This window comes from Pedobacter sp. WC2501, assembly GCF_052682415.1.
Map to the genome: position 1 here is coordinate 88,323 of NZ_JBQZFI010000001.1, position 20,773 is coordinate 109,095.

The window sequence follows — 20,773 nt, forward strand, 5'->3', positions numbered from 1 at the left end:
GAGGTAATTAACTAGTTCATTTATTACTTTGAGTACAACTCGATGATTAAGTTTTCCTTGATGTTTTCAGGAATCTCATCACGTTGAGGGTAGGTTAAGAATTTACCAGTTAATTCACTGGCATTCCATTCTAACCAAGCAAACTTATTAATAGTTCTGCCTGCAACTGAGTTACTAATTGATTCTAAAGATTTAGATTTTTCACGAACAGCAACCACGTCACCAGCTTTTAACTGATATGAAGGGATATTTACAACTTCACCATTCACGGTTACGTGTTTATGGCTAACTAACTGGCGTGCACCAGAACGGGTTGTTGAAATACCTAAACGGTAAACTGTGTTATCTAAACGTGCTTCTAATAATTGAAGTAAGTTATCACCGGTAATACCAGCACGAGAAGATGCTTTTTTAAACAAGTTACTGAATTGTTTTTCCAATACACCATAAGTATATTTTACTTTTTGTTTCTCCATTAACTGGATAGCATATTCAGATTGTTTTCCTCTTCTTTTTGATGAGCCATGTTGCCCAGGAGGATAATTTTTTCTGTCTAACACTTTATCAGGACCGAAGATTGGTTCTCTGAATTTACGTGCAATTTTTGATTTTGGGCCTGTATATCTTGCCATTTTTTTTCTGTTTTAAAGTATCGTCCAACCTGAAGCTGGAGATTCTTAGCTTTAAAATTAATTAAACTCTTCTCTTTTTAGGAGGACGACATCCGTTGTGAGGAAGTGGAGTGATATCTTTAATAGACATTACCTCAATACCTGCTACTTGCAAAGTTCTGATTGCAGATTCACGACCTGAACCCGGACCTTTTACAAATACTTCAACTTTACGTAAACCTAGATCAAACGCAACTTTACCACAATCTGAAGCTGCTTGACCAGCTGCATATGGAGTGTTCTTTTTAGAACCTTTAAAGCCCATTTTACCAGCAGAAGACCATGAAATAGTCTGTCCGTTGTTGTTTGTTAAGGTAACGATAATGTTGTTGAAGGTAGCATTGATATGCGCCTGACCAACAGGCTCAATTACAACGATACGTTTTTTTGTTACTTTTTTACTCTTAGCCATTTTATCTTTTAGATTTTAGATATGAGACTTGAGATATGAGACTTTCTCTACCCCGACACTCAGTATCCTACTTTTTCTCTTTTATTCCAGATTTGAGCAGATTTTAAAGACATGGTGCTCACATCTAAAATCTCACTTCTCCTATCTATCTATTACTTAGTAGCTTTTTTCTTGTTAGCAACTGTTTTTCTCTTACCCTTACGAGTACGTGAGTTGTTTTTAGTACGTTGACCACGAGAAGGTAAACCTTTTCTGTGACGTAAACCACGGTAACAACCAATATCCATTAAACGTTTAATGTTTAACTGAACCTCTGAACGTAAAGCACCTTCTACTTTAATCTCATCGTTAATCATTGTACGGATTGCTGATAACTCATCATCAGACCAGTCTTGTACTTTTTTGTTTAAATCGATACCTGCCGTAGTTAAAATACGTTGAGCAGTTGTTCTACCAATTCCGTAGATATAGGTTAAACCGATCTCACCTCTTTTGTTTCTTGGTAAATCAATACCTGAAATCCTTGCCATATTTATTTATGTTTTACGTAACTCCGAACGGCGGGCCACCGTTGTGCGGTTCATTACAATATTCTTAATTACCCTTGACGTTGCTTGTATTTAGGATTTTTCTTGTTGATTACGTAAAGTTTTCCTTTACGGCGAATAATCTTGCAATCAGCGCTACGCTTTTTAATTGATGATCTAACTTTCATTTTATTTGTATCTATAAGTAATGCGTCCCTTTGTTAAATCATAAGGAGACATTTCCAATTTAACCTTATCTCCAGGAAGAATCTTGATGTAGTGCATCCGCATCTTTCCTGAAATATGCGCAATAATCTCATGCCCGTTCTCTAGTTCTACCCGGAACATGGCATTGGATAATGCTTCTCTTATTACTCCGTCTTGTTCAATTGAGGCTTGTTTAGCCATATTTTATTGATTGTTACTTAATTAGCTGCTTCTAAACAGGGTTGCAAAATTAAATAAAAAATTTTAATTATTTATTTTTTTTGTTGTAAAACTTCTTCTATTATAGAAAACGTTGATAAAACATCTGCTTTGCCCTTTTTTATAGCTATTGTGTGTTCAAAATGTGCCGATGGTTTATTGTCTTTACTGGTAACCGTCCATCCATCGTTATGGAATTTAACACCGGCTACGCCTGCATTGATCATGGGTTCTATTGCAATTACCATTCCTTCTTCAAGTTTTGGTCCTGCACCACGTTTCCCATAATTCGGAACTTCCGGCTTCTCATGAAGTTTTATACCAACACCATGTCCTACAAGTTCTCTTACTACGCCAAATCCGTTAGCTTCTGCATATTGCTGAACAGCGAAACCGATATCTCCGATCCGCATACCAACAACAGCTTTTTCTATCCCCAATTCCAGGCAACGTTTAGTAACATCAATCAATTTCTGCTTTTCTGCATCAATTTCCCCAATGGAGAAAGTATAAGCCGAATCGCCAAAATAATTGTTTTTAATTACTCCACAATCAACTGAAATCAGGTCGCCCTCCTGGATTACGTATTCACTTGGAAAACCATGAACAACCTGCTCGTTTGGCGAAATACATAAAGAATTGGGGAAACCATTATAGTTTAAAAATGCCGGAATCGCTCCGTGATCACTTATAAACTCATAGGCTAGTTTATCTAACTGGATAGTAGTCATGCCTGCTTTTATCACCCTGGCCACTTCGGCTAAAGTTTTAGAAACAAGCATGGAACTTTCTCTTATTAACTCGATCTCCTCAAGAGATTTGTAATAAATTTTAGACATCCGTTACACTACAACGCTGCGTTGCTACTTGCAGCAGGAATTCCTGTTCTGCCAGTAACCCTACCCGTTTTCATCAAACCATCATAATGGCGCATCAATAAATAACTTTCGATCTGTTGTAAAGTATCCAATACAACACCAACTAAAATCAATAAAGAAGTACCACCGAAGAAGTGTGCAAACTCTTGTTTAATACCAAACTTAACCGCTAACGAAGGTAGAATAGCAATGATCGCTAAAAATACCGCACCTGGGAAAGTAATTTTAGAAATTACATCATCAATAAAAGTTGATGTTGCAAAACCCGGTTTAACACCCGGAATAAAACCACCGTTTTTCTTCATATCATCACTCATTTGAGTTGGATTAACTGTAATTGCAGTATAGAAGAAAGTAAATGCGATAATTAAAAATGCGAATGTTAAGCTATAAGCCAACGAAGTTGTGTTGCTGAACTGGATTAACCAAGAACCTTGTAATGAAGGGACAAACTGCATTAAAGCACCTGGAATAAACATTAACGCTTGAGCAAAAATGATCGGCATCACACCAGCTGCATTTACCTTTAAAGGAATGTACTGACGAACACCACCAAACTGGCGGTTACCAACAATTTTTTTAGCGTATTGTACAGGTACTTTACGTACACCTTGAACAATTAAAATGGTAAACATTACCACTGCAAATAAAGCAACAATCTCTAAAACCAATGCAACCGGGCCTCCACCTTCACTAGATGAACCAACACGTGCACTAAACTCCTGAGAAATTGCAACTGGTAAACGGGCAATAATACCAACCATAATGATTAGCGATGTACCGTTACCAATACCTTTATCCGTAATTTTTTCACCTAACCACATTACAAATAAAGTACCTGCCGTTAATACAAACGTAGACAACACTAAAAATAAAGTATTTGGCAATAAAATAGCTTCTGCAGGAACTTGCGTTTTAACGTAACCAACAGATTGAACGATTGTGATCGCTACCGTTAGGTAACGGGTAATCTGGTTCATTTTCTTTCTACCACTTTCGCCCTCTTTCTGCATTTTTTGGAAAGAAGGAACAGCAATACCCAATAGTTGCACCACAATGGATGCAGAGATATAAGGCATTACCCCCAATGCTAAAATAGACACACGAGAGAAAGAACCTCCGGCAAACATATCTAGTAAGCCTAAGATTCCTGATTTTTCGTTATTGCCTAAAGCAGTTGGATCTACACCTGGTAAAACCACGTGAGATACGAAACGGTATACCAAAAGAATTAAGAGCGTAAACAATATACGCTCTTTTAATTCCTGAATTTTCCAGATATTACTTAAAGTAGTAAATAGCTTCTTCATTTAATAATTACAATTTTACAATAGAACCACCTGCGGCTTCAATAGCTTTTTGTGCGGTTGCAGAGAACGCATGTGCTGTAATTTCTAGCTTTGCTTTAACTTCACCACGACCTAAAATTTTAACTAAGTCGTTTTTTGAAGCTAAACCATGTGCTTGTAAAGCAGCAAAATCGATAGTTGTTAAGCTGTGTTTTTCAGCTAAAGTTTGTAAAACATCTAAGTTTACACCAACATACTCAGTACGGTTGATTGGTTTGAAACCAACTTTAGGCACACGACGTTGTAAAGGCATTTGACCACCTTCAAAACCGATTTTGGTTTTGTGACCTGAACGAGAACCCGCACCTTTGTGACCACGAGTTGAAGTACCGCCACGACCAGAACCTGTACCACGACCAATTCTTTTGCTGTTTTTTGTAGAACCTACTGCAGGTTTTAAATTACTTAAATTCATTTTTTTGAATTTGTGTTGCCCTTCGCTTTCACTAAACAGGTACAACGATTAAACATATATAAAGGTAATACCGGTTTTACCCAATATTACCTTTAAAACTTTTACTAGATTGCTTCGATTGCTACCAAATGGTTCACTTTGCGAACCATACCGATAATTTGTGGAGTAGCTTCAACCTCAACACTTTGGTTCATTTTAGATAAACCCAAAGCCTGAACGGTTCTTTTTTGGCGCTCGCTTCTGTCGATAACGCTTTTTACTTGTGTTATTTTGATCTTAGCCATAATATTATCCGTTAAATACTTTGTTTAAATCTATACCACGGGTTTGTGCTACTGTATAAGCGTCACGCATTTTAGTTAATGCATCAACAGTTGCTTTTACCACGTTGTGTGGGTTAGATGATCCTTTAGATTTTGCCAATACGTTATGCACGCCAGCACTCTCTAATACCGCACGCATCGCACCACCAGCAATTACTCCGGTACCTACTGCAGCTGGTTTGATTAAAACAAAACCACCTGAGAATTTACCGATTTGCTCGTGAGGAACAGTACCGTTTAAAATTGGAACTTTTACTAAATTCTTTTTAGCATCATCCACACCTTTAGCGATTGCTTCAGTTACCTCTTTCGCTTTACCTAAACCGAAACCAACAACACCGTTTTCATCACCTACAACAACAATTGCTGAGAAGCTGAAAGTACGGCCACCTTTGGTTACTTTGGCAACGCGTTGTATACTAACCAAACGATCCTTTAATTCGATATCGGTGGTTTTTACTCTTTTTATATTAATAGTTGACATCTTACTTTTTCTTCAGATTAAAATACTAAACCAGCTTCGCGGGCACCCTCTGCCAACGATTTTACACGACCGTGGTATAAATAGCCATTTCTATCGAAAACAACTTCTTTAACACCTGCTGCAATTGCTTTTTCGGCAACTAATTTACCTACTGCAACTGATTGGTCGCTCTTGTTTCCAGTACCAGTAAAATCTTTCGATAATGATGATGCTGATGCTATTGTTGTACCGGTTACATCGTTAATTACCTGCGCATAAATCCCTTTATTGCTTCTATATACAGATAACCTTGGACGTTCTTCTGAACCGGTAAGTCTTTTTCTGATCCCTTTTTTAATACGATCTCTTCTTGATAATTTTTTACCTGCCATGATTACTATTTTTTAGATGCTGATTTACCTGCTTTTCTTCTTAACACTTCACCTACAAACTTGATACCTTTACCTTTGTATGGCTCTGGTGCACGTAACGAACGGATTTTCGCTGCTACCTGACCGATCAGTTGTTTATCAGTACTCTCTAAAATGATTTTAGGAGTCTGACCTTTTTCTGATGATGTAGTTACTTTAATTTCTTCTGGTAACTGGAATACATAATGGTGAGAATAACCTAAAACCAGATCTAGTGTATTACCTGTGTTTGTAGCACGGTAACCAACACCTACTAATTCTTGAGTTAATTTATAACCTTCTGTAACACCAACAACCATGTTGTTAAGCAATGAGCGATATAAACCGTGTAATGCTTTGTGTTTCTTTTGTTCTGAAGGACGTTGAACTGTTAAAATTCCGTCTTCCTGACTTACAGTGATATCTGAATCTACTGCTTGTGTTAATTCACCTTTAGGACCTTTTACAGTTACTACGTTATCTTTTGATACGGTAATTGTAACACCTGCAGGGATTGTAATTGGGGCTTTTCCTATTCTTGACATTGTGCTGTTCTCCTAATATTAATAAACGTGACACAATACCTCACCACCAATGTTTAATTTGGCTGCTTCTTTATCGGTCATTACACCTTTAGAAGTAGATAAGATTGCGATACCTAAACCGTTTAATACTCTTGGCATATTTTCAACACCAGCATAGTTTCTCAAACCTGGTTTACTTACTCGCACTAATGTACGAATAGCAGGAACTTTAGTAATTGGATTGTATTTCAAAGCAATTTTAATGGTGCCTTGAACTGTAGTATCTTCAAACTTGTAGTTCGCGATGTAACCTTTGTCAAAAAGAACTTTAGTAATTTCTTTTTTAAGGTTTGATGCAGGAATTTCTACAACACGGTGGTTGGCCTTAATGGCATTCCTTACTCTTGTTAAATAATCTGCTATTGGATCTGTATTCATTTTTTATTGTTTTTGATAGTGGTTTCCTTCTGCTACCCAGCTGTGGGACCTGCTACCGGTTAAAATTCTTTTAAAAGCAAAAAGACTAAAGCACAAAGACTAAAGCGACATGTATCGCTTTAGACCTTGAGCTTTCAGCTTTAAGCTTATATTACCAAGATGCTTTTTTAACACCTGGTATTTTACCGTCTAGTGCCATCTGGCGGAACGTTACCCTTGAAATACCAAAGGTACGCATATATCCACGAGGACGACCAGTTAATTTACAACGGTTGTGTAAACGTACCGGAGATGAGTTTTTAGGTAATTTATCTAAACCCTCGAAATCTCCTGCAGCTTTTAATACTGCACGTTTTTCAGCGTATCTAGCTACCAATTTTTGGCGCTTAACTTCGCGTGCTTTTACACCTTCTTTTGCCATTATTCTGCTGTTTTTTGATTTTTAAATGGTAATCCGAATTGTTTCAATAACTCAAGAGCCTCAACGTCAGATTTTGCCGAAGTTACGAAAGTTATATCCATACCTAAAATTTTATTGATTTTATCGATATTAATCTCAGGAAAGATGATTTGTTCAGTAACTCCTAATGTATAGTTACCTTTTCCATCAAATCCTTTATCATTGATACCTTTGAAATCACGGATACGAGGCAAAGCCACAGAGATCAAACGATCTAAGAACTCGTACATGTTGTTATCGCGTAAAGTAACACGTACACCTACCGGCATACCTTTACGTAATTTAAAGTTAGAGATATCTTTCTTTGAATTAGCCGGAACCGCTTGCTGACCAGTAATGGTAGTCAACTCAACGATAGTGGTATCCATAATTTTCTTATCTGTAACAGAAAAACGACCAACACCCTGATTGATACAGATTTTTTCCAATTTAGGAACCTGCATTACAGTTTTGTACTGAAATTTTTCTTTTAGTGCATTTACAACTTCTTCTTTGTATTTGCTTTTTAATCTAGGTGTAGCCATTATTTAATCTCCTCCCCTGAAATTTTAGCAACTCTAACTAATTTACCATCTGCGTTAAGTTTACGACCTACGCGGGTAGTTTTACCAGATTTTGGATCAACCAACATCAAGTTAGAAATGTGAAGAGCAGCTTCTTTTTTAATAATACCACCGTTTGGATTAGCAGCATTTGGTTTAGTATGTTTAGATACTAAGTTAACGCCTTCCACAATGGCTCTGTTTTTATCTATAAGTACTGAAAGTACTTTTCCTTGTTGACCTTTTGAATCGCCAGCAATGACTTTAACTAAATCTCCTGTACGGATTTTAAGTTTTGATGGTGTATTTACTTTGTTTCCCATTTTATAATACCTCCGGTGCTAATGATACAATTTTCATGAATTGTTTTTCACGTAGTTCTCTCGCAACCGGGCCAAAGATACGTGTACCTCTTGGCTCATCCTGTGCGTTCAATAATACAGCAGCATTATCGTCAAAACGGATATAAGAACCATCTTTACGACGGATTTCTTTTTTAGTTCTTACAACAACTGCTTTAGAAACTGTACCTTTTTTAATGTTACCAGAAGGTAACGCGCTTTTTACGGTAACAACTACTTTATCACCAATTGAAGCATAACGTTTGCCGGTTCCACCTAGCACGCGAATTACTAATACTTCTTTTGCGCCGCTGTTATCAGCAACGTTTAATCTCGATTCCTGTTGTACCATCTTATTTAGCTCTTTCTAAAATTTGTACCAATCTCCAGTTCTTGTTTTTACTCAAAGGACGAGTTTCCATAATCAATACTGTATCACCGATACCGCATTCGTTTTTCTCGTCGTGAGCCATAAATTTGGTAGTTTTCTTTACGAACTTACCATAAATCGGGTGTTTTACTTTACGCTCCACGCTCACTACAACAGATTTATCCATCTTGTTGCTTACCACTAACCCGGTTCTTGTTTTTCTTAATTGTCTTTCCATGTCGACTCTCAAATTATTTAGTTTCAGTAGCTGACTCAGTGTTTTTCACTTTAGTCAACTCAGTGTTTAAACGGGCTATGTCTTTCCTTACTTTTGCAATACGTGAAGGATTTTCGATAGCTGAAATAGTGTGAGCGAACTTCAATTTTGATAAGTTCTCTTTTTCTTCCGCAATCTTAGCTACTAATTCTTCTTTTGAAAGCCCTGTGATTTCTGAATTTTTCATTTTTCTTTTTCTTTTACGTTGAGTGTAGCGGTTATAATAAACAAGTATTTACAACATTCAACTCAACACTTTACTATGCTTCTACGTAATCTCTACGTACTACGAATTTGGTTTGGATCGGTAATTTCTGAGCGGCTAAACGTAATGCTTCTTTAGCAACTTCTAAAGGCACACCTTCAGCTTCGAAAATTACGCGTCCAGGTCTTACAACTGCTACCCAATACTCAGGAGCACCTTTACCTTTACCCATACGTACCTCAGCAGGTTTTTTAGTTACCGGTTTGTCCGGGAAGATCCTGATCCATACTTGGCCTTCACGTTTCATGAAACGAGTTACGGCAATACGGGCAGCCTCTATCTGACGACTTGTGATCCAAGTAGCTTCTAGAGATTTGATACCGAAAGATCCGAATGCTAACTCAGCTCCACGAGAAGCTAAACCCTTCATTCTGCCTTTTTGCATCTTCCTGAACTTCGTTCTTTTTGGCTGTAACATTTTATTTTGTTCTAATCGTTAAACGATGTTAATAAATCAATTATTTACGAGGACCTCTGTTAGCGCCTGCGCCACCACCTCTATTTGCTCCGGGGCCACCTTGACCTGGACCACGACCACCACCTTGGTTTCCACCACGTCTGTCGTTACCACCGCCACGGTTATCTCTTCCACCACCACGGTTATCTCTTCCACCGAAAGCTGGTTTGTCTGATGCGCCTTTTGGACCGTTGTTTGTTGCACCAATGTTTGGAGACAAATCACGTTTTCCATAAACCTCACCTTTACAGATCCAAACTTTAACACCTATTTTACCATAAGTAGTTAAGGCTTCAGCTAAAGCGTAGTCGATATCAGCACGGAATGTATGCAAAGGCACTCTTCCTTCTTTGTACTGCTCAGTACGTGCCATCTCAGCACCACCTAAACGACCAGAAGTCATGATTTTGATACCTTCAGCACCCATACGCATGGTTGATGCGATAGAAGATTTCATTGCCCTACGGAATGAGATCCTTGCTTCTAATTGTTTTGCAACACCTTCTGCAACTAATTGTGCATCAAGTTCAGGGCGTTTAATTTCGAAGATGTTAATTTGAATTTCCTTTTTAGTCAATTTCTTTAACTCTTCTTTGATTTTATCAACCTCAGCACCTGCTTTACCGATTACGATACCCGGACGAGCTGTGTGGATAGTTACCGTGATACGTTTTAACGTACGCTCGATTACTACTTTTGCAACACCGCCTTTTGCAATACGGGCAGAAAGATATTTTCTTATTTTCTCATCTTCAACTAATTTATCGGAGTAGTTGTTGCCACCGAACCAGTTAGAATCCCATCCTTTGATAATTCCTAACCTGGCACCTATTGGATTTGCTTTTTGTCCCATTTCCTAATTAGTTTTGAGTTGTTTCTGTACTTTTACTATCTACAATCAGCGTTACGTGGTTAGAACGTTTACGAATTCTGTATCCACGTCCCTGAGGAGCTGGGCGTAAGCGTTTTAACTGACGGCCACCATCAACCATTACTGTTTTTACAAAAAGTTGGTTTTCTTCAGCATTGGTGCCTTCATTTTTAGCTTCCCAGTTTTTGATAGCAGATAATAATAATTTCTGAACTCTTATTGCTGCTTCTTTATTGGTAAACTTTAAAATGCTTAATGCTTTCTCTACACGTTCACCTCTGATAAGATCTACAACCAAACGCATCTTACGCGGTGAGGTTGGACAATTGTTTAATTTTGCTATTGCTTCCATTGTCTAATTATTTTTTCTTTTCAGCGTGTCCTCTGAATGTTCTGGTTGGAGCAAATTCTCCCAACTTGTGACCAACCATGTTTTCTGTAACGTACACAGGGATAAATTTATTTCCATTGTGTACAGCAAATGTATGATTCACGAAATCTGGTGATATCATTGATCTGCGAGACCAAGTTTTGATTACAGACTTTTTGCCTGAATCATTCATAGAGTTTACTTTTTTCTCTACGTTATGGTCAATATAAGGTCCTTTTTTTATCGAACGAGCCATTATTTCTTCCTTCTCTCTATGATGTAACGATTAGAATATTTTTTAAGTTCTCTGGTTTTGAAGCCTTTAGCTAAAACACCATTTCTTGAACGTGGGTGACCACCTGATGATCTACCTTCACCACCACCCATTGGGTGATCGACAGGGTTCATCGCTACCGGTCTAGTTCTCGGACGACGGCCCAACCAACGTTTACGACCTGCTTTACCTAATACTTCGTTTGCGTGATCTGAGTTAGATACTGCACCGATAGTAGCCAGACAAGTAGTCAAGATTAAACGGGTTTCGCCTGAAGGCATTTTTAAAGTAGCATATTTACCATCGCGGGCAGCTAATTGTGCATAAGCACCTGCACTACGAGCCAATTGTGCTCCTTTTCCAGGGTGAATCTCCACGTTGTGGATGATAGAACCTAATGGAATGTTCGATAATTTTAAAGTGTTACCTACTTCTGGTACTGCTGTGTCGCCCGATAATAATACCGAACCAACTTGCAATCCTTCAGGAGCAATGATATAACGCTTCTCGCCATCTGCATAATGTAATAATGCAATGCGGGCAGTACGGTTTGGATCGTATTCAACAGTAGCTACTGTTGCAGGAATATCGAATTTATCGCGTTTGAAGTCGATTAAACGATATGATTTTTTGTGACCACCACCCATGTAGCGCATAGTCATCTTTCCTGTGTTATTACGTCCACCAGACTTTTTTGATGATACAACCAATGATTTTTCGGGCGTGGTTGCTGTAATCTCCGTGAAACTGGCACCAACTCTGAAGCGGGTACCTGGAGTAACTGGTTTAAATTTTCTTAAGCCCATAGTTATAATGAATTATTAAATTAAAGGGTTGCGTAATAATCTATTGTTTCGCCGTCTTTCAACGTTACGATTGCTTTTTTGTATTTCGGGCTACGGCCAGATACAAAACCTGCTTTAGTGTAACGTGATTTAGCTTTTCCATCAACAACCATTGTGTTAACTGCAACGATAGTTACACCGTACAATTTCTCAATAGCTGCTTTAATCTGGATTTTGTTAGCCTTATGGTTAACGCTAAACGTGAAACGGTTAGATTTCTCAGTTAAAGCTGAAGCTTTTTCGGTTAATATTGGTTTTTTTAAAATTTCCATATTATTTGGCAAATGCCTCCTCCAAAGTTTTAACAGAATCAGCAGTTAACACAAGCACACCAGCATTTAATACATCATATGTATTCAAATCTGCTGCAGCAATCACTTTAGTTTTCTGAACGTTTCTGCTTGATAAATAGATATTATTATTTTGTGCAGGTAAAACCAATAAAGTTTTTTGAGTACCTACGTTTAACGCAGCCAATAAACTTGTATAGTTTTTAGTTTTAATAGTATCGAAGTTGAAATCTTCTAAAACTACCACGCTGTTATCTTTTGCTTTATAAGCTAAAGCAGATTTACGTGCTAATGATTTTAATTTCTTATTCAATTTAAAACTGTAATCACGTGGCTGAGGACCGAAAACACGACCGCCACCGTTAAATAACGGAGATTTAATGCTACCAGCACGGGCACCACCTGTACCTTTTTGTTTGTATAGTTTGCGAGTTGAACCAGCAATCTCATTACGTTGTTTAGATTTGTGAGTACCTTGACGTTGATTAGCCAAATACTGTTTTACATCTAAATAAATCGCGTGGTCGTTAGGCTCGATACCAAATACCGATTCAGGAAGTTGCACCTTGGCACCTGTTTCTTTACCTGAAATGTTTAATACTTTAACTTCCATCTGATTACTTGTCTAAGATTACGTAAGAACCTTTAGCTCCTGGAATGGAACCACTAACTACTAATAAGTTTTGCTCAGCATAAACTTTCAAAACCTGTAAGTTCTGAACTTTTACCCTGTCTCCACCTGTTCTTCCAGCCATGCGCATTCCTTTGAATACACGTGAAGGGAATGACGATGCTCCCAATGAACCTGGGGCACGTAAACGGTTATGCTGACCGTGAGTCTGCATACCAACACCGGCAAATCCGTGGCGTTTTACAACACCTTGAAAACCTTTACCTTTTGAGGTACCTACAACATCAACAAAATCGCCTTCTGCGAAAGAATCAACCGTTACTACATCACCTAAATTAAGTGAAGTTGTAAACGAATCGAATTCTACCAGCTTGCGTTTCGGAGTTGTGTTTGCTTTCGCGAAATGGCCTTTCAATGGTTGAGTTGTGTTTTTCTCTTTTTTCTCATCGTAACCCAGTTGGATTGATGAATAACCATCTACTTCTTCGGTTTTTACCTGTGTAACTACACAAGGTCCAGCCTCGATTACCGTACAAGGAATGTTTCTTCCTTCGGCATCAAAGATACTGGTCATTCCTACTTTTTTTCCAATAATTCCTGACATTTTATCTTTTCTTTTTAACACCCATCGAAGCAGTAGGGCTTCGTTCAAGGTGGTTGTACATCCCCCGAAAGGGACGGCAAAGATAGGCAAGAATTATTAATTTTCAAATAGTTAGCCAAATATTTTTTCAAATAAATTGCTGATATAATGGGATTTAACCTGAAAAGTGAGGTTAATGGGCGATTGGAGCGTTTAAAGCCATAGCTATATATTTGACTGAAAGCAATTTAGATCAGATTCCAGGTTTAAAAATGCTTTAATTTGATCAACATTTGCCTTTTAGTATACCTATCCCAGTTTAGCTTTTATAAGCTGTAAAAGATCAAGTATCGCATTTTCGCTACATGCGTATTTATAAATTTCAATAATCAGCGCATCGCTACAGGTGATGGCATCAATTAAACTGTCATTAGCCATAAAATATTGGCATAATGCAGCATAAAAAAGCATAAACTCACCCTCGGCAAATGCTGTTCGCTGTGGGAATGCTTCATCAAGGTTATACTTTTTATTCAATAACTTTAAGCCCTTTTCCAATTCACCATCGACCATTGCGGCATGTGCCACATAAAACCTTAAGTATAAGAAATCAGGAAAAAGCTGCATCCCCTTTTTAGCTATGGCATCGGCCTTTCCATGAAGTCCCATCATTTTATATTGCAAAAATAATTCTGCGTAAAATAATGGCATATCAGGGTTTTCGATCAGCATAGCACTAATTTGACTGATACTTTCGAGGCTTTTGTCCTCAAAAATCGACTCATATTCTTCGGCACATTCAATAATACGATCATCCAGTTCATCATTGAGGCTGTAAAGTCCCAAATCTACCTTTTGTACCCAAATTTCGTCAATATGATCTTTATCTAAGGCAGCGGCTTCACTTTCCCCAAATTTATCCCGGTAGGCGCCAGTAAAAGTATAGTATATCTGCTTGAAACTTTGCTCATCACCACCTTCAGTAATTTCATCATCCTCAAACTCATCTTCATCGCTATAAAACAGATAATTGCCCGCTCCAACATTTTTATCCAACGTATCCAATATTTGCTTTATCTTGGCAGGATTATCATTTGGGCCAACATAATATGCAGGAACACCATCTTCTCCAAATTCGATATCGATTAAAGGGATGCGATCATCATCTTCTTCTAAAATAAATTGCGCTACGGTCCAATCTTTATGCGGTTTGAAGCCACAATCTTTGGCAAACGCTTCTCCGCCGTAGATAATGTTATGTACTTGATTGTATTCGATTTCTACCGCATTCATATAATCTACCATGTCGAACATTTCGTCTTCAGATACATTAAATTTAAAAAATGCATCTTTAATCCCAAGGCATTTCAAGTCAACAAGATAAAAACCTAGGGTGACATTTCCATTAACGTGTTTCCGGCTTACCAATATATTAGCAATACCAGACTCTTCCCAATCGAGACTGATATAGCACTTACCCAACTGCAGTTCCCTGGCACGGTTTTTTATAAAATTTTCGGGTTTTTGAAACAGTTGAACAACTTTTCCAGATTTTGCCATTAGATTTAATTTTAAACCACAATTTTAAGCGTTTAAATTAAAATCTTAATAGTTTTTTCGATAAAAATAATTTTTAAATGAAATTAATGCGCCAAACCACCATTTAAACTGATGGTTATGATGGTTAAAATGATGACCCCAATGAGTACGTAAAGGTAATCGCGCTCGATTAAAAAGCTAAAAATAGCGAAAACAATGCGGGCAATTGGCGTAAAAATAAGCATCAGGATACCAAACTGCACAATGGCATCGCCCTGAAAGGTTAATACACCTTTAAAAATTGCAGCGATGGAAGAAAAATTGTTAAGCTCGGGTTTAAAAACTTTATAGTTGGTAACAGCCCCTTTATTATGGACGAGGAAAATGGCGCCACCGATTAACACAATGCTCATTGAAATGATTACGCCTGCACGCAAAAGTGTCCCCAGAATTACCTGGATATCTTTATCATTCAGATTTTCTTTTTTTTCTGTCCCCATTATAATCCGCTTATTCCTTTATAAATCATCTGCAGGGCCAAAAAGGCAACCACTACGGCAAACACAATTTTCAGTTTATCTGTTTTTGCCTTTAATAAAACTTTAGAGCCTAAGGAAGCGCCTGTTAAAACCCCGATACAGACTGGCATGGCAATACCAGGATCTATCTGCCCGCGGTGCAGGTACACCACCGCACTTGCTGCAGCGGTAACGCCCATCATAAAATTACTGGTAGTGGTTGATACCTTAAAGGGTAAACGCATAATGTTATCCATCGCGATTACTTTTAAAGCCCCACTTCCAATGCCAAGCAATCCTGATAGAGTCCCGGCGAAAAGCATCATCAGGAAACCACCTGGTACATGTTTTACGGCATATTGATGATCTACACCTTTATCAGGGTAAGACCCATTGAGTTTAAAAAATTTGGCCCATTTATCGGTATCATCCAGAGTGCTATGGTCTACCTTTTTCTTTAAAGTCATGATGGCAGAAAAGATGAGGATACAGCCAAAAAGAATGGCAATGTAATTGGCATTGAGGTAAACGGCTACAATTGCCCCACACACCGCTCCTATTGTGGTTGCGATTTCTAAAAACATCCCGATCCGGATATTCGTAATCCCTTCTTTTACATAAGCTGCAGCCGAGCCTGAAGAGGTAGCAATTACCGAAACAATAGATGCACCTATGGCATAATGAATATCGACACCAAGGGCCAAAGTTAGCAATGGAATAATAATTACCCCTCCGCCTAAGCCTGTTAGCGAACCTAATAATCCGGCTAAAAAGGCACCTAATAAAACGATAATCGTAAACAGCAATACCGACATGCGGGCAAATATAATGCACTGTTTTCGGGGAAACGAAAGATTAAGCGAATAAAACAAAGTCTATATGTTATATGGGTAAATAGAATTTTGAATGAGTGAGTAAGTGAGTTTTATAAGAGAGAACAATAGGCGTTTACTCATTCAATAATTGATTCATTCAAAATTCAATAATTCTCTCACTCCATAATTACTTATAAAGCTTACTTTCTTTATTTACATCAACATCCCGGAAACTTTCCAACAGCTCAAAAGCAATTTGCCTTACTGTTTCGGCTATTGGGGAAATAGTAGATTTGTTGCCTTCGGCATCTTTAACCGTCCAGCCTGAAGTGTTTAGCGCTAATGGACTGGAACTAGCCAGAGATTTAATTATTTTTGCTCTTGTAAAAGGCGTACCATCCGAATCAATAATTACTTTCTTATTGTTCCACCAGTTTTCTTGCGATACGGTTGTTAAAGCAGAACGATCTAATTTGGCCAAATAACTCCACCCCTTTTCAGCACGATGTGTCAGTTTTAACAATCCGATAAAATTGGTGAGGCTTTTGGAATCGTACATCTGAGAACTGCAATACATATTAAGATGACTTAATTTAAGCTGACTTACCAATGCTTTTGCCTGACTGGAGTTATGGAAAATCACCACGATTTGCTCTGCAATCTGATAGATAACAGATTCGTTTCCGTTATCGTATTCAGCACAAAGTATTTCTATCCCTTTTAGTTCTCGCTCCAGCTGCGAAACCAGTTCAGGTTTATTTAAAATGGCTTTCATCATCAGTAGTTACTTACCCAATCGCTTAATCAATTCCGCGCTTAAGTCCCTGCCATCGTTTAAACGGTTCGCAAAAAATGATTTGGCAGCTTCGAAATGCTCTTTGTAACCCTTCAAATCGCCATAACCAATAATCGATGCCCATTCGTGTACAGCGGTATGAAATTCCAAATCATCACCACGGATAGATTTATCATATAAAGCGGTATTAATCGACTCTTCTAACATTTCTTCGTTTTTGAAAAGATATTCGGCAATGCCCAGCCTCAGTTTAAAAGGTGGTGTTTGGCAGATCAGGTTATCGTAAGGGTTCACCCCCATCTTGTACCAGGCATATACCATACTCAACAAACTTAAATGCGAATTGGGTTTTTGTTTATGGCTGGCATCCGATAGACTGAATTCTTTCATGATGTTATCATCCAACAGTAAAAGCGATCTGCTTTCATGAAAAACAAAATCGCGGGCTGCATAAATCTTTTCCCTAAACTCGGCTTCATTTTCACAGATCATCAGCTTAAACAGTTCAGATTCTGCCTGGGCATAATATTTTACCTGTTTTTGTGCATAAGGGTTTAAAATGGCCAGACCTGCATAAATGTGAGATTTATAGCTAAAAATTCTCAGCGTCGTCAAAATTTTCACATTATCAATTCCACCCGCATAGGCAGGGTTATCCCATGGGAAGAAACCGGCATTTTTCCAGGCAGAACCCATGCTCTCGAAACCCATGTGCGTTACAGCTTGTGTATCGGCCACAATACGATCGTGTTCCCTATAATCGTCCATTTCAATAATGTTCGATTTTAAAGATTTATAGACCTCAAGGGCCTGCGCATAAACCTCGTCTGTAGCGCGATGACGCACCACCACAAGCGTTTGCCCCTCAGGACTAAAAGCAGGACCATGCAAAGAGTGGCAGGTTACAATTTGGGTATCGTTTGGAAGGTATTTTTCAAAAGCAGCAATTTCCGGATGTTTAACTGATGTTTGACCCGAAACAATGGCACCATATTTAGTAGAGCGGGCAAAAACAGCTACTACTTCATCAATTTTTTCGGCTTCAACGCAATAAATGATAAAGTCAGATTTACGCGCTACCTCATGGCCATCAATTAAAACTTCGATTCCTTTTGGTTCCAGCTCATTTTTTAAATCTGCAAAACGTAAGGGCATATCTGCCCCAAATACTTTATAACCTGCATTTACAAACGATACAGCGTACAATTTGCCCATATCGCCTAAACCAATAATTCCTATTTGCATGAAACAAATGTAACCTATCGCAAATAATTTTATAATAAAACTTAGATAAAATTGTTATTTAACATGTTAAACACAAACATTTTGATCTATCGTTCCTAAACTTCACCTAAAAAATATTAAACAGGGAAATAGATAAAAATGTAGTTTTACATTCAAACACCTATATTTAAACTATGCAGAAAATTAAACACACCCTATTGTTTTTAGGCGCTATGCTATTTTTAAACGTTGCGTTTGGGCAAGTTAAGCCAGACACGACAAAGAATACTGATCCATCTCTAAATGGACAGTATCAGTTCATGTTAAAAAAATCTAAAAGTTTGTATGGCGCAAGATTGATCAATCCTTCAAGGTTATCATCTTTATGGAAAAGTGTTAACGATACGCTGAAAAAGGAACGCAAGCAATTGCAGGAAGCCAGGCAGGAAATTAAGGCACAGGCAGGCAATATTTCGAGTTTAAAAGGAGAAGTAACCGGAAAAGAGAGCTCGCTCGCCAATGCTACCGCTTCGGTTAACGAAATTAAGTTTTTAGGAATTTCTTTTGATAAAGGCACTTATAATACCATTGTGTGGACAATTATTATTGTGTTAGGCATAGGTTTGGCCTTTGTTATTTTCCAATCTGGCAAATTAAGGCACGAAGCAAAGTACAGAACATCGCTTTACCAGGAAGTAGCCGATGAATTTCAGGCGCATAAAGTAAAGGCAAAAGATAAAGAAATGAAACTTGCCCGTGAACTTCAGGACGAACGGAATAAATGGGATGATGGCCGGGGAAGATAAAAAATATCTGGCCACAGAACGCAGATCAACACGGAGAAATTTGCTTGTATCTGGCACAAAGATTAGATTATCCGAATTGAATGAGTGTCAGATGGTAACATCTGACACCACTGAAACACATAGTAGCAACATTTGGCCACATAACCCCATCGAAGCCAAATACAGTTCCTTCAATTGGCAAATTGTGAGCGGGTTATTTTACCTAGAAGTACAGCTTTAGGTTTCTGACGGAAAAGATATTCCCTTAATATTCCGGTATAAATCTACAGCATATAGGTCTGTCATTCCAGAAACAAAGTCTAGTACACTCTGTATAATAGAATAAATATCGGTCAAATCGGTATGATACTGTTTAGGAATTAGTTTAACCAGTTTTTTATAATAGTGTGTGTTGTTATGAATAAGTGCAGGAACAAACTCTTCTAATAAGCCAGCCATAATTTTGTAACCCGCCACCTCTTTCTGTATAACTGAAGAGAAGTTATAAATGCGCTCTACTGAGATTTTTTCAACAGCTTTCCACGCCGAAATATAGGGCTCAGGCAGTAAATCGGTTAAACTATGGTTAAGCTCACCCTTTAGTAATTGTTCTTGTTCTCTAAAAAATATGCCTGCACATTGGTTTGTTAAGGTATTAATTGCTTTAGCGCGGAGCAGACCAATTTTGGCATCATCGTCTTCGTAATCGTTTTTTAGACGTTCTTCTATTGTTGTTGAATTGGCAAAAGGTAACAGGTAATTTTTCACCTCTTCGTACGACAGGATTTTTAAACGGTGTGCATCTTCCAAATCAATAATGCTGTAACAAATATCATCAGCAGCTTCTACCAGGTAAACCAAAGGATGGCGTTTATAAATAAGGTATTCATTATCCTCTTGCTCCAGGTGAAGTTCGGCTGCAATCTTTTTAAAACTCTCTTCTTCTGACTGGAAGAAACCGTATTTTTTACGGTGCAAAAGGCCTTTTTGTTTACCAGCAATCGAGGCACATGGATATTTAGCTATAGAGGCCAAAGTAGAATAAGTAAGCGCATAGGCATCATTTCCTTTTCCCTTTAGCGGATGAGTAAGAATACGGATAGCATTGGCATTTCCTTCGAAATTAATCAAGTCGTGCCACTGTGTTTCGCTCATTTCTTTCTGGTAAACCTTACCATCACCATCGGTAAAATAGCGCGAGATGGCTGCTTCTCCTGAATGGCCAAAAGCCGGATTACCCAAATCGTGTGCTAAAGACGCCGCCGCGACAATATTACCAACTTCATTAATTAAAGGAACATCTTTAATGAGTTGCGGCTGATGTTCTTCTATACTTTTTAAAAATATATTTGCCATTGAACGTGCCACACTTGCCACCTCCAAACTATGCGTAAGGCGATTGTGAACAAAAACACTTCCCGGCAAGGGGAAAACCTGGGTTTTGTTCTGCAACCTTCTAAATGGAGATGAAAAAATTAACCGGTCATAATCACGCTGGAAATCAGAACGCGCACGATCAGTACTGGCACCATATTGTTCCTGTCCGTACCTTCTATTCGATAGTAAATATTTCCACTCCATGCGTTCAATTAATTTTGGGCGAAGTTAATGATTCAGGTGCTTTAATAAAAAGATTCGTTTTTAAAACCCTTGATTTTTTAAGCCTATAGAGTGTAATCCATGG

34 protein-coding genes are annotated in these 20,773 nt (G+C 38.1%); 1 reads left to right on the forward strand and 33 read right to left on the reverse strand.

All coding sequences use genetic code 11. From position 1 onward, the window contains the following. Positions 1 to 23: 23 nt before the first annotated feature. From rpsD to ACUN24_RS00530, 32 genes are all read right to left on the reverse strand, one after another. Positions 24 to 632, reverse strand: coding sequence for a 30S ribosomal protein S4 (rpsD, locus tag ACUN24_RS00375; RefSeq protein ID WP_029282720.1), 609 nt, complete (start codon positions 630 to 632; stop codon positions 24 to 26). A 61-nt stretch (positions 633 to 693) separates the two neighbouring features. Then, positions 694 to 1,083, reverse strand: coding sequence for a 30S ribosomal protein S11 (gene rpsK, locus ACUN24_RS00380; protein ID WP_121283859.1), 390 nt, complete (start codon positions 1,081 to 1,083; stop codon positions 694 to 696). A 152-nt stretch (positions 1,084 to 1,235) separates the two neighbouring features. Next, positions 1,236 to 1,613 (reverse strand): 30S ribosomal protein S13, encoded by a 378-nt coding sequence (gene rpsM, locus ACUN24_RS00385; RefSeq protein WP_010599886.1) that lies wholly within the window; start codon positions 1,611 to 1,613, stop codon positions 1,236 to 1,238. 68 nt (positions 1,614 to 1,681) lie between these two features. After that, entirely contained in the window at positions 1,682 to 1,798 is a 117-nt protein-coding gene (rpmJ, locus tag ACUN24_RS00390; RefSeq protein ID WP_010599887.1) for a 50S ribosomal protein L36, read from the reverse strand. A gap of 1 nt (position 1,799) precedes the next feature. After that, positions 1,800 to 2,018 carry a translation initiation factor IF-1 gene (gene infA / locus ACUN24_RS00395; RefSeq protein WP_010599888.1) on the reverse strand — a complete coding sequence of 73 codons (219 nt, stop codon included), beginning with the start codon at positions 2,016 to 2,018 and terminating at the stop codon, positions 1,800 to 1,802. Positions 2,019 to 2,089: 71 nt separating this feature from the next. Continuing rightward, the gene (gene map, locus ACUN24_RS00400; protein WP_445560772.1) at positions 2,090 to 2,875 is read right to left on the reverse strand and encodes a type I methionyl aminopeptidase; all 786 of its coding nucleotides are present in this window, start codon (positions 2,873 to 2,875) and stop codon (positions 2,090 to 2,092) included. 8 nt (positions 2,876 to 2,883) lie between these two features. Next, the gene (gene secY, locus ACUN24_RS00405; RefSeq protein ID WP_187072094.1) at positions 2,884 to 4,224 is read right to left on the reverse strand and encodes a preprotein translocase subunit SecY; all 1,341 of its coding nucleotides are present in this window, start codon (positions 4,222 to 4,224) and stop codon (positions 2,884 to 2,886) included. A 7-nt stretch (positions 4,225 to 4,231) separates the two neighbouring features. Continuing rightward, positions 4,232 to 4,678, reverse strand: a complete 447-nt coding sequence (rplO, locus tag ACUN24_RS00410; protein WP_121284590.1) for a 50S ribosomal protein L15 — start codon at positions 4,676 to 4,678, stop codon at positions 4,232 to 4,234. A gap of 104 nt (positions 4,679 to 4,782) precedes the next feature. Next, positions 4,783 to 4,962: a 50S ribosomal protein L30 gene (rpmD, locus tag ACUN24_RS00415; protein ID WP_010599892.1), complete on the reverse strand. Its 180-nt coding sequence runs from the start codon at positions 4,960 to 4,962 to the stop codon at positions 4,783 to 4,785. 4 nt (positions 4,963 to 4,966) lie between these two features. Continuing rightward, positions 4,967 to 5,485, reverse strand: coding sequence for a 30S ribosomal protein S5 (gene rpsE / locus ACUN24_RS00420; protein ID WP_010599893.1), 519 nt, complete (start codon positions 5,483 to 5,485; stop codon positions 4,967 to 4,969). Positions 5,486 to 5,502: 17 nt separating this feature from the next. Beyond that, positions 5,503 to 5,856 (reverse strand): 50S ribosomal protein L18, encoded by a 354-nt coding sequence (gene rplR / locus ACUN24_RS00425; RefSeq protein WP_090501109.1) that lies wholly within the window; start codon positions 5,854 to 5,856, stop codon positions 5,503 to 5,505. Positions 5,857 to 5,861: 5 nt separating this feature from the next. After that, positions 5,862 to 6,419 (reverse strand): 50S ribosomal protein L6, encoded by a 558-nt coding sequence (rplF, locus tag ACUN24_RS00430; protein WP_121283862.1) that lies wholly within the window; start codon positions 6,417 to 6,419, stop codon positions 5,862 to 5,864. Positions 6,420 to 6,437: 18 nt separating this feature from the next. Then, positions 6,438 to 6,836, reverse strand: a complete 399-nt coding sequence (gene rpsH / locus ACUN24_RS00435) for a 30S ribosomal protein S8 (RefSeq protein ID WP_010599896.1) — start codon at positions 6,834 to 6,836, stop codon at positions 6,438 to 6,440. A 151-nt stretch (positions 6,837 to 6,987) separates the two neighbouring features. Further along, complete coding sequence (rpsN, locus tag ACUN24_RS00440) at positions 6,988 to 7,257, reverse strand: 30S ribosomal protein S14 (protein WP_025145214.1); 270 nt, start codon at positions 7,255 to 7,257, stop codon at positions 6,988 to 6,990. Next, a complete protein-coding gene (gene rplE, locus ACUN24_RS00445; RefSeq protein ID WP_086547740.1) occupies positions 7,257 to 7,823 on the reverse strand; it encodes a 50S ribosomal protein L5 in 567 nt (188 codons plus the stop codon). The genes rpsN and rplE overlap by 1 nt, the downstream gene beginning before the upstream one ends. Beyond that, a complete protein-coding gene (gene rplX / locus ACUN24_RS00450; protein ID WP_315420076.1) occupies positions 7,820 to 8,161 on the reverse strand; it encodes a 50S ribosomal protein L24 in 342 nt (113 codons plus the stop codon). The genes rplE and rplX overlap by 4 nt, the downstream gene beginning before the upstream one ends. A gap of 1 nt (position 8,162) precedes the next feature. Further along, positions 8,163 to 8,531, reverse strand: a complete 369-nt coding sequence (gene rplN, locus ACUN24_RS00455) for a 50S ribosomal protein L14 (protein ID WP_010599900.1) — start codon at positions 8,529 to 8,531, stop codon at positions 8,163 to 8,165. Position 8,532: 1 nt separating this feature from the next. Further along, positions 8,533 to 8,787, reverse strand: coding sequence for a 30S ribosomal protein S17 (gene rpsQ / locus ACUN24_RS00460; protein WP_010599901.1), 255 nt, complete (start codon positions 8,785 to 8,787; stop codon positions 8,533 to 8,535). A gap of 13 nt (positions 8,788 to 8,800) precedes the next feature. Then, positions 8,801 to 9,013 (reverse strand): 50S ribosomal protein L29, encoded by a 213-nt coding sequence (gene rpmC / locus ACUN24_RS00465; protein ID WP_025145217.1) that lies wholly within the window; start codon positions 9,011 to 9,013, stop codon positions 8,801 to 8,803. A gap of 73 nt (positions 9,014 to 9,086) precedes the next feature. Then, complete coding sequence (rplP, locus tag ACUN24_RS00470) at positions 9,087 to 9,509, reverse strand: 50S ribosomal protein L16 (RefSeq protein ID WP_010599903.1); 423 nt, start codon at positions 9,507 to 9,509, stop codon at positions 9,087 to 9,089. Positions 9,510 to 9,549: 40 nt separating this feature from the next. Further along, positions 9,550 to 10,401 (reverse strand): 30S ribosomal protein S3, encoded by an 852-nt coding sequence (rpsC, locus tag ACUN24_RS00475; RefSeq protein ID WP_025145218.1) that lies wholly within the window; start codon positions 10,399 to 10,401, stop codon positions 9,550 to 9,552. A 7-nt stretch (positions 10,402 to 10,408) separates the two neighbouring features. Then, complete coding sequence (gene rplV, locus ACUN24_RS00480; RefSeq protein WP_132398564.1) at positions 10,409 to 10,771, reverse strand: 50S ribosomal protein L22; 363 nt, start codon at positions 10,769 to 10,771, stop codon at positions 10,409 to 10,411. A 7-nt stretch (positions 10,772 to 10,778) separates the two neighbouring features. Continuing rightward, the gene (gene rpsS, locus ACUN24_RS00485; protein ID WP_010599906.1) at positions 10,779 to 11,045 is read right to left on the reverse strand and encodes a 30S ribosomal protein S19; all 267 of its coding nucleotides are present in this window, start codon (positions 11,043 to 11,045) and stop codon (positions 10,779 to 10,781) included. Beyond that, positions 11,045 to 11,869, reverse strand: a complete 825-nt coding sequence (gene rplB / locus ACUN24_RS00490) for a 50S ribosomal protein L2 (protein WP_121283864.1) — start codon at positions 11,867 to 11,869, stop codon at positions 11,045 to 11,047. Before rplB ends, rpsS begins: the two co-directional genes overlap by 1 nt. Before the next feature lie 20 nt (positions 11,870 to 11,889). Then, positions 11,890 to 12,180: a 50S ribosomal protein L23 gene (rplW, locus tag ACUN24_RS00495; protein WP_025145221.1), complete on the reverse strand. Its 291-nt coding sequence runs from the start codon at positions 12,178 to 12,180 to the stop codon at positions 11,890 to 11,892. Position 12,181: 1 nt separating this feature from the next. Continuing rightward, positions 12,182 to 12,811, reverse strand: coding sequence for a 50S ribosomal protein L4 (rplD, locus tag ACUN24_RS00500; protein WP_121283865.1), 630 nt, complete (start codon positions 12,809 to 12,811; stop codon positions 12,182 to 12,184). Between the two features lie 4 nt (positions 12,812 to 12,815). Further along, positions 12,816 to 13,433: a 50S ribosomal protein L3 gene (gene rplC / locus ACUN24_RS00505; protein ID WP_029278646.1), complete on the reverse strand. Its 618-nt coding sequence runs from the start codon at positions 13,431 to 13,433 to the stop codon at positions 12,816 to 12,818. A gap of 288 nt (positions 13,434 to 13,721) precedes the next feature. Further along, positions 13,722 to 14,972, reverse strand: a complete 1,251-nt coding sequence (locus ACUN24_RS00510) for a hypothetical protein (RefSeq protein ID WP_445560773.1) — start codon at positions 14,970 to 14,972, stop codon at positions 13,722 to 13,724. 83 nt (positions 14,973 to 15,055) lie between these two features. Then, positions 15,056 to 15,451 carry a DUF1634 domain-containing protein gene (locus ACUN24_RS00515; protein ID WP_445560774.1) on the reverse strand — a complete coding sequence of 132 codons (396 nt, stop codon included), beginning with the start codon at positions 15,449 to 15,451 and terminating at the stop codon, positions 15,056 to 15,058. After that, complete coding sequence (locus ACUN24_RS00520; protein ID WP_445560775.1) at positions 15,451 to 16,284, reverse strand: sulfite exporter TauE/SafE family protein; 834 nt, start codon at positions 16,282 to 16,284, stop codon at positions 15,451 to 15,453. Before ACUN24_RS00520 ends, ACUN24_RS00515 begins: the two co-directional genes overlap by 1 nt. Positions 16,285 to 16,471: 187 nt before the next feature. Then, positions 16,472 to 17,062: a hypothetical protein gene (locus ACUN24_RS00525; RefSeq protein WP_445560776.1), complete on the reverse strand. Its 591-nt coding sequence runs from the start codon at positions 17,060 to 17,062 to the stop codon at positions 16,472 to 16,474. Between the two features lie 6 nt (positions 17,063 to 17,068). Then, the gene (locus tag ACUN24_RS00530; RefSeq protein WP_445560777.1) at positions 17,069 to 18,325 is read right to left on the reverse strand and encodes an NAD(P)-binding domain-containing protein; all 1,257 of its coding nucleotides are present in this window, start codon (positions 18,323 to 18,325) and stop codon (positions 17,069 to 17,071) included. Positions 18,326 to 18,498: 173 nt separating this feature from the next. Here ACUN24_RS00530 and ACUN24_RS00535 point away from each other — a divergent pair, with 173 nt between their 5' ends. Next, positions 18,499 to 19,110: a hypothetical protein gene (locus ACUN24_RS00535; RefSeq protein ID WP_445560778.1), complete on the forward strand. Its 612-nt coding sequence runs from the start codon at positions 18,499 to 18,501 to the stop codon at positions 19,108 to 19,110. Between the two features lie 216 nt (positions 19,111 to 19,326). Here ACUN24_RS00535 and ACUN24_RS00540 read toward each other — a convergent pair whose 3' ends face one another. After that, positions 19,327 to 20,670 (reverse strand): deoxyguanosinetriphosphate triphosphohydrolase, encoded by a 1,344-nt coding sequence (locus ACUN24_RS00540; RefSeq protein WP_445560779.1) that lies wholly within the window; start codon positions 20,668 to 20,670, stop codon positions 19,327 to 19,329. Positions 20,671 to 20,773 lie beyond the last annotated feature (103 nt).

Bases quoted from the DNA above. Each gene is read 5' to 3' on its own strand.
- ACUN24_RS00530 (WP_445560777.1), bottom strand. From the start codon at position 18,325: ATGCAAATAGGAATTATTGGTTTAGGCGATATGGGCAAATTGTACGCT.
- rpsK (WP_121283859.1), bottom strand. From the start codon at position 1,083: ATGGCTAAGAGTAAAAAAGTAACAAAAAAACGTATCGTTGTAATTGAG.
- rplX (WP_315420076.1), bottom strand. From the start codon at position 8,161: ATGGGAAACAAAGTAAATACACCATCAAAACTTAAAATCCGTACAGGA.
- rpsS (WP_010599906.1), bottom strand. From the start codon at position 11,045: ATGGCTCGTTCGATAAAAAAAGGACCTTATATTGACCATAACGTAGAG.
- rplF (WP_121283862.1), bottom strand. From the start codon at position 6,419: ATGTCAAGAATAGGAAAAGCCCCAATTACAATCCCTGCAGGTGTTACA.
- ACUN24_RS00535 (WP_445560778.1), top strand. From the start codon at position 18,499: ATGCAGAAAATTAAACACACCCTATTGTTTTTAGGCGCTATGCTATTT.
- infA (WP_010599888.1), bottom strand. From the start codon at position 2,018: ATGGCTAAACAAGCCTCAATTGAACAAGACGGAGTAATAAGAGAAGCA.
- rplC (WP_029278646.1), bottom strand. From the start codon at position 13,433: ATGTCAGGAATTATTGGAAAAAAAGTAGGAATGACCAGTATCTTTGAT.
- rplN (WP_010599900.1), bottom strand. From the start codon at position 8,531: ATGGTACAACAGGAATCGAGATTAAACGTTGCTGATAACAGCGGCGCA.
- rpmD (WP_010599892.1), bottom strand. From the start codon at position 4,962: ATGGCTAAGATCAAAATAACACAAGTAAAAAGCGTTATCGACAGAAGC.
- rpsD (WP_029282720.1), bottom strand. From the start codon at position 632: ATGGCAAGATATACAGGCCCAAAATCAAAAATTGCACGTAAATTCAGA.
- ACUN24_RS00540 (WP_445560779.1), bottom strand. From the start codon at position 20,670: ATGGAGTGGAAATATTTACTATCGAATAGAAGGTACGGACAGGAACAA.
- map (WP_445560772.1), bottom strand. From the start codon at position 2,875: ATGTCTAAAATTTATTACAAATCTCTTGAGGAGATCGAGTTAATAAGA.
- rplW (WP_025145221.1), bottom strand. From the start codon at position 12,180: ATGGAAATTTTAAAAAAACCAATATTAACCGAAAAAGCTTCAGCTTTA.
- rplD (WP_121283865.1), bottom strand. From the start codon at position 12,811: ATGGAAGTTAAAGTATTAAACATTTCAGGTAAAGAAACAGGTGCCAAG.
- rpsH (WP_010599896.1), bottom strand. From the start codon at position 6,836: ATGAATACAGATCCAATAGCAGATTATTTAACAAGAGTAAGGAATGCC.
- rplO (WP_121284590.1), bottom strand. From the start codon at position 4,678: ATGAATTTAAGTAATTTAAAACCTGCAGTAGGTTCTACAAAAAACAGC.
- rplP (WP_010599903.1), bottom strand. From the start codon at position 9,509: ATGTTACAGCCAAAAAGAACGAAGTTCAGGAAGATGCAAAAAGGCAGA.
- rpsE (WP_010599893.1), bottom strand. From the start codon at position 5,485: ATGTCAACTATTAATATAAAAAGAGTAAAAACCACCGATATCGAATTA.
- rpsM (WP_010599886.1), bottom strand. From the start codon at position 1,613: ATGGCAAGGATTTCAGGTATTGATTTACCAAGAAACAAAAGAGGTGAG.
- rpsQ (WP_010599901.1), bottom strand. From the start codon at position 8,787: ATGGAAAGACAATTAAGAAAAACAAGAACCGGGTTAGTGGTAAGCAAC.
- rpmC (WP_025145217.1), bottom strand. From the start codon at position 9,013: ATGAAAAATTCAGAAATCACAGGGCTTTCAAAAGAAGAATTAGTAGCT.
- rplB (WP_121283864.1), bottom strand. From the start codon at position 11,869: ATGGGCTTAAGAAAATTTAAACCAGTTACTCCAGGTACCCGCTTCAGA.
- rpsC (WP_025145218.1), bottom strand. From the start codon at position 10,401: ATGGGACAAAAAGCAAATCCAATAGGTGCCAGGTTAGGAATTATCAAA.
- rpsN (WP_025145214.1), bottom strand. From the start codon at position 7,257: ATGGCAAAAGAAGGTGTAAAAGCACGCGAAGTTAAGCGCCAAAAATTG.
- ACUN24_RS00525 (WP_445560776.1), bottom strand. From the start codon at position 17,062: ATGATGAAAGCCATTTTAAATAAACCTGAACTGGTTTCGCAGCTGGAG.
- ACUN24_RS00515 (WP_445560774.1), bottom strand. From the start codon at position 15,451: ATGGGGACAGAAAAAAAAGAAAATCTGAATGATAAAGATATCCAGGTA.
- rplR (WP_090501109.1), bottom strand. From the start codon at position 5,856: ATGGCAGGTAAAAAATTATCAAGAAGAGATCGTATTAAAAAAGGGATC.
- rpmJ (WP_010599887.1), bottom strand. From the start codon at position 1,798: ATGAAAGTTAGATCATCAATTAAAAAGCGTAGCGCTGATTGCAAGATT.
- ACUN24_RS00510 (WP_445560773.1), bottom strand. From the start codon at position 14,972: ATGGCAAAATCTGGAAAAGTTGTTCAACTGTTTCAAAAACCCGAAAAT.
- ACUN24_RS00520 (WP_445560775.1), bottom strand. From the start codon at position 16,284: ATGTCGGTATTGCTGTTTACGATTATCGTTTTATTAGGTGCCTTTTTA.
- secY (WP_187072094.1), bottom strand. From the start codon at position 4,224: ATGAAGAAGCTATTTACTACTTTAAGTAATATCTGGAAAATTCAGGAA.
- rplV (WP_132398564.1), bottom strand. From the start codon at position 10,771: ATGGAAGCAATAGCAAAATTAAACAATTGTCCAACCTCACCGCGTAAG.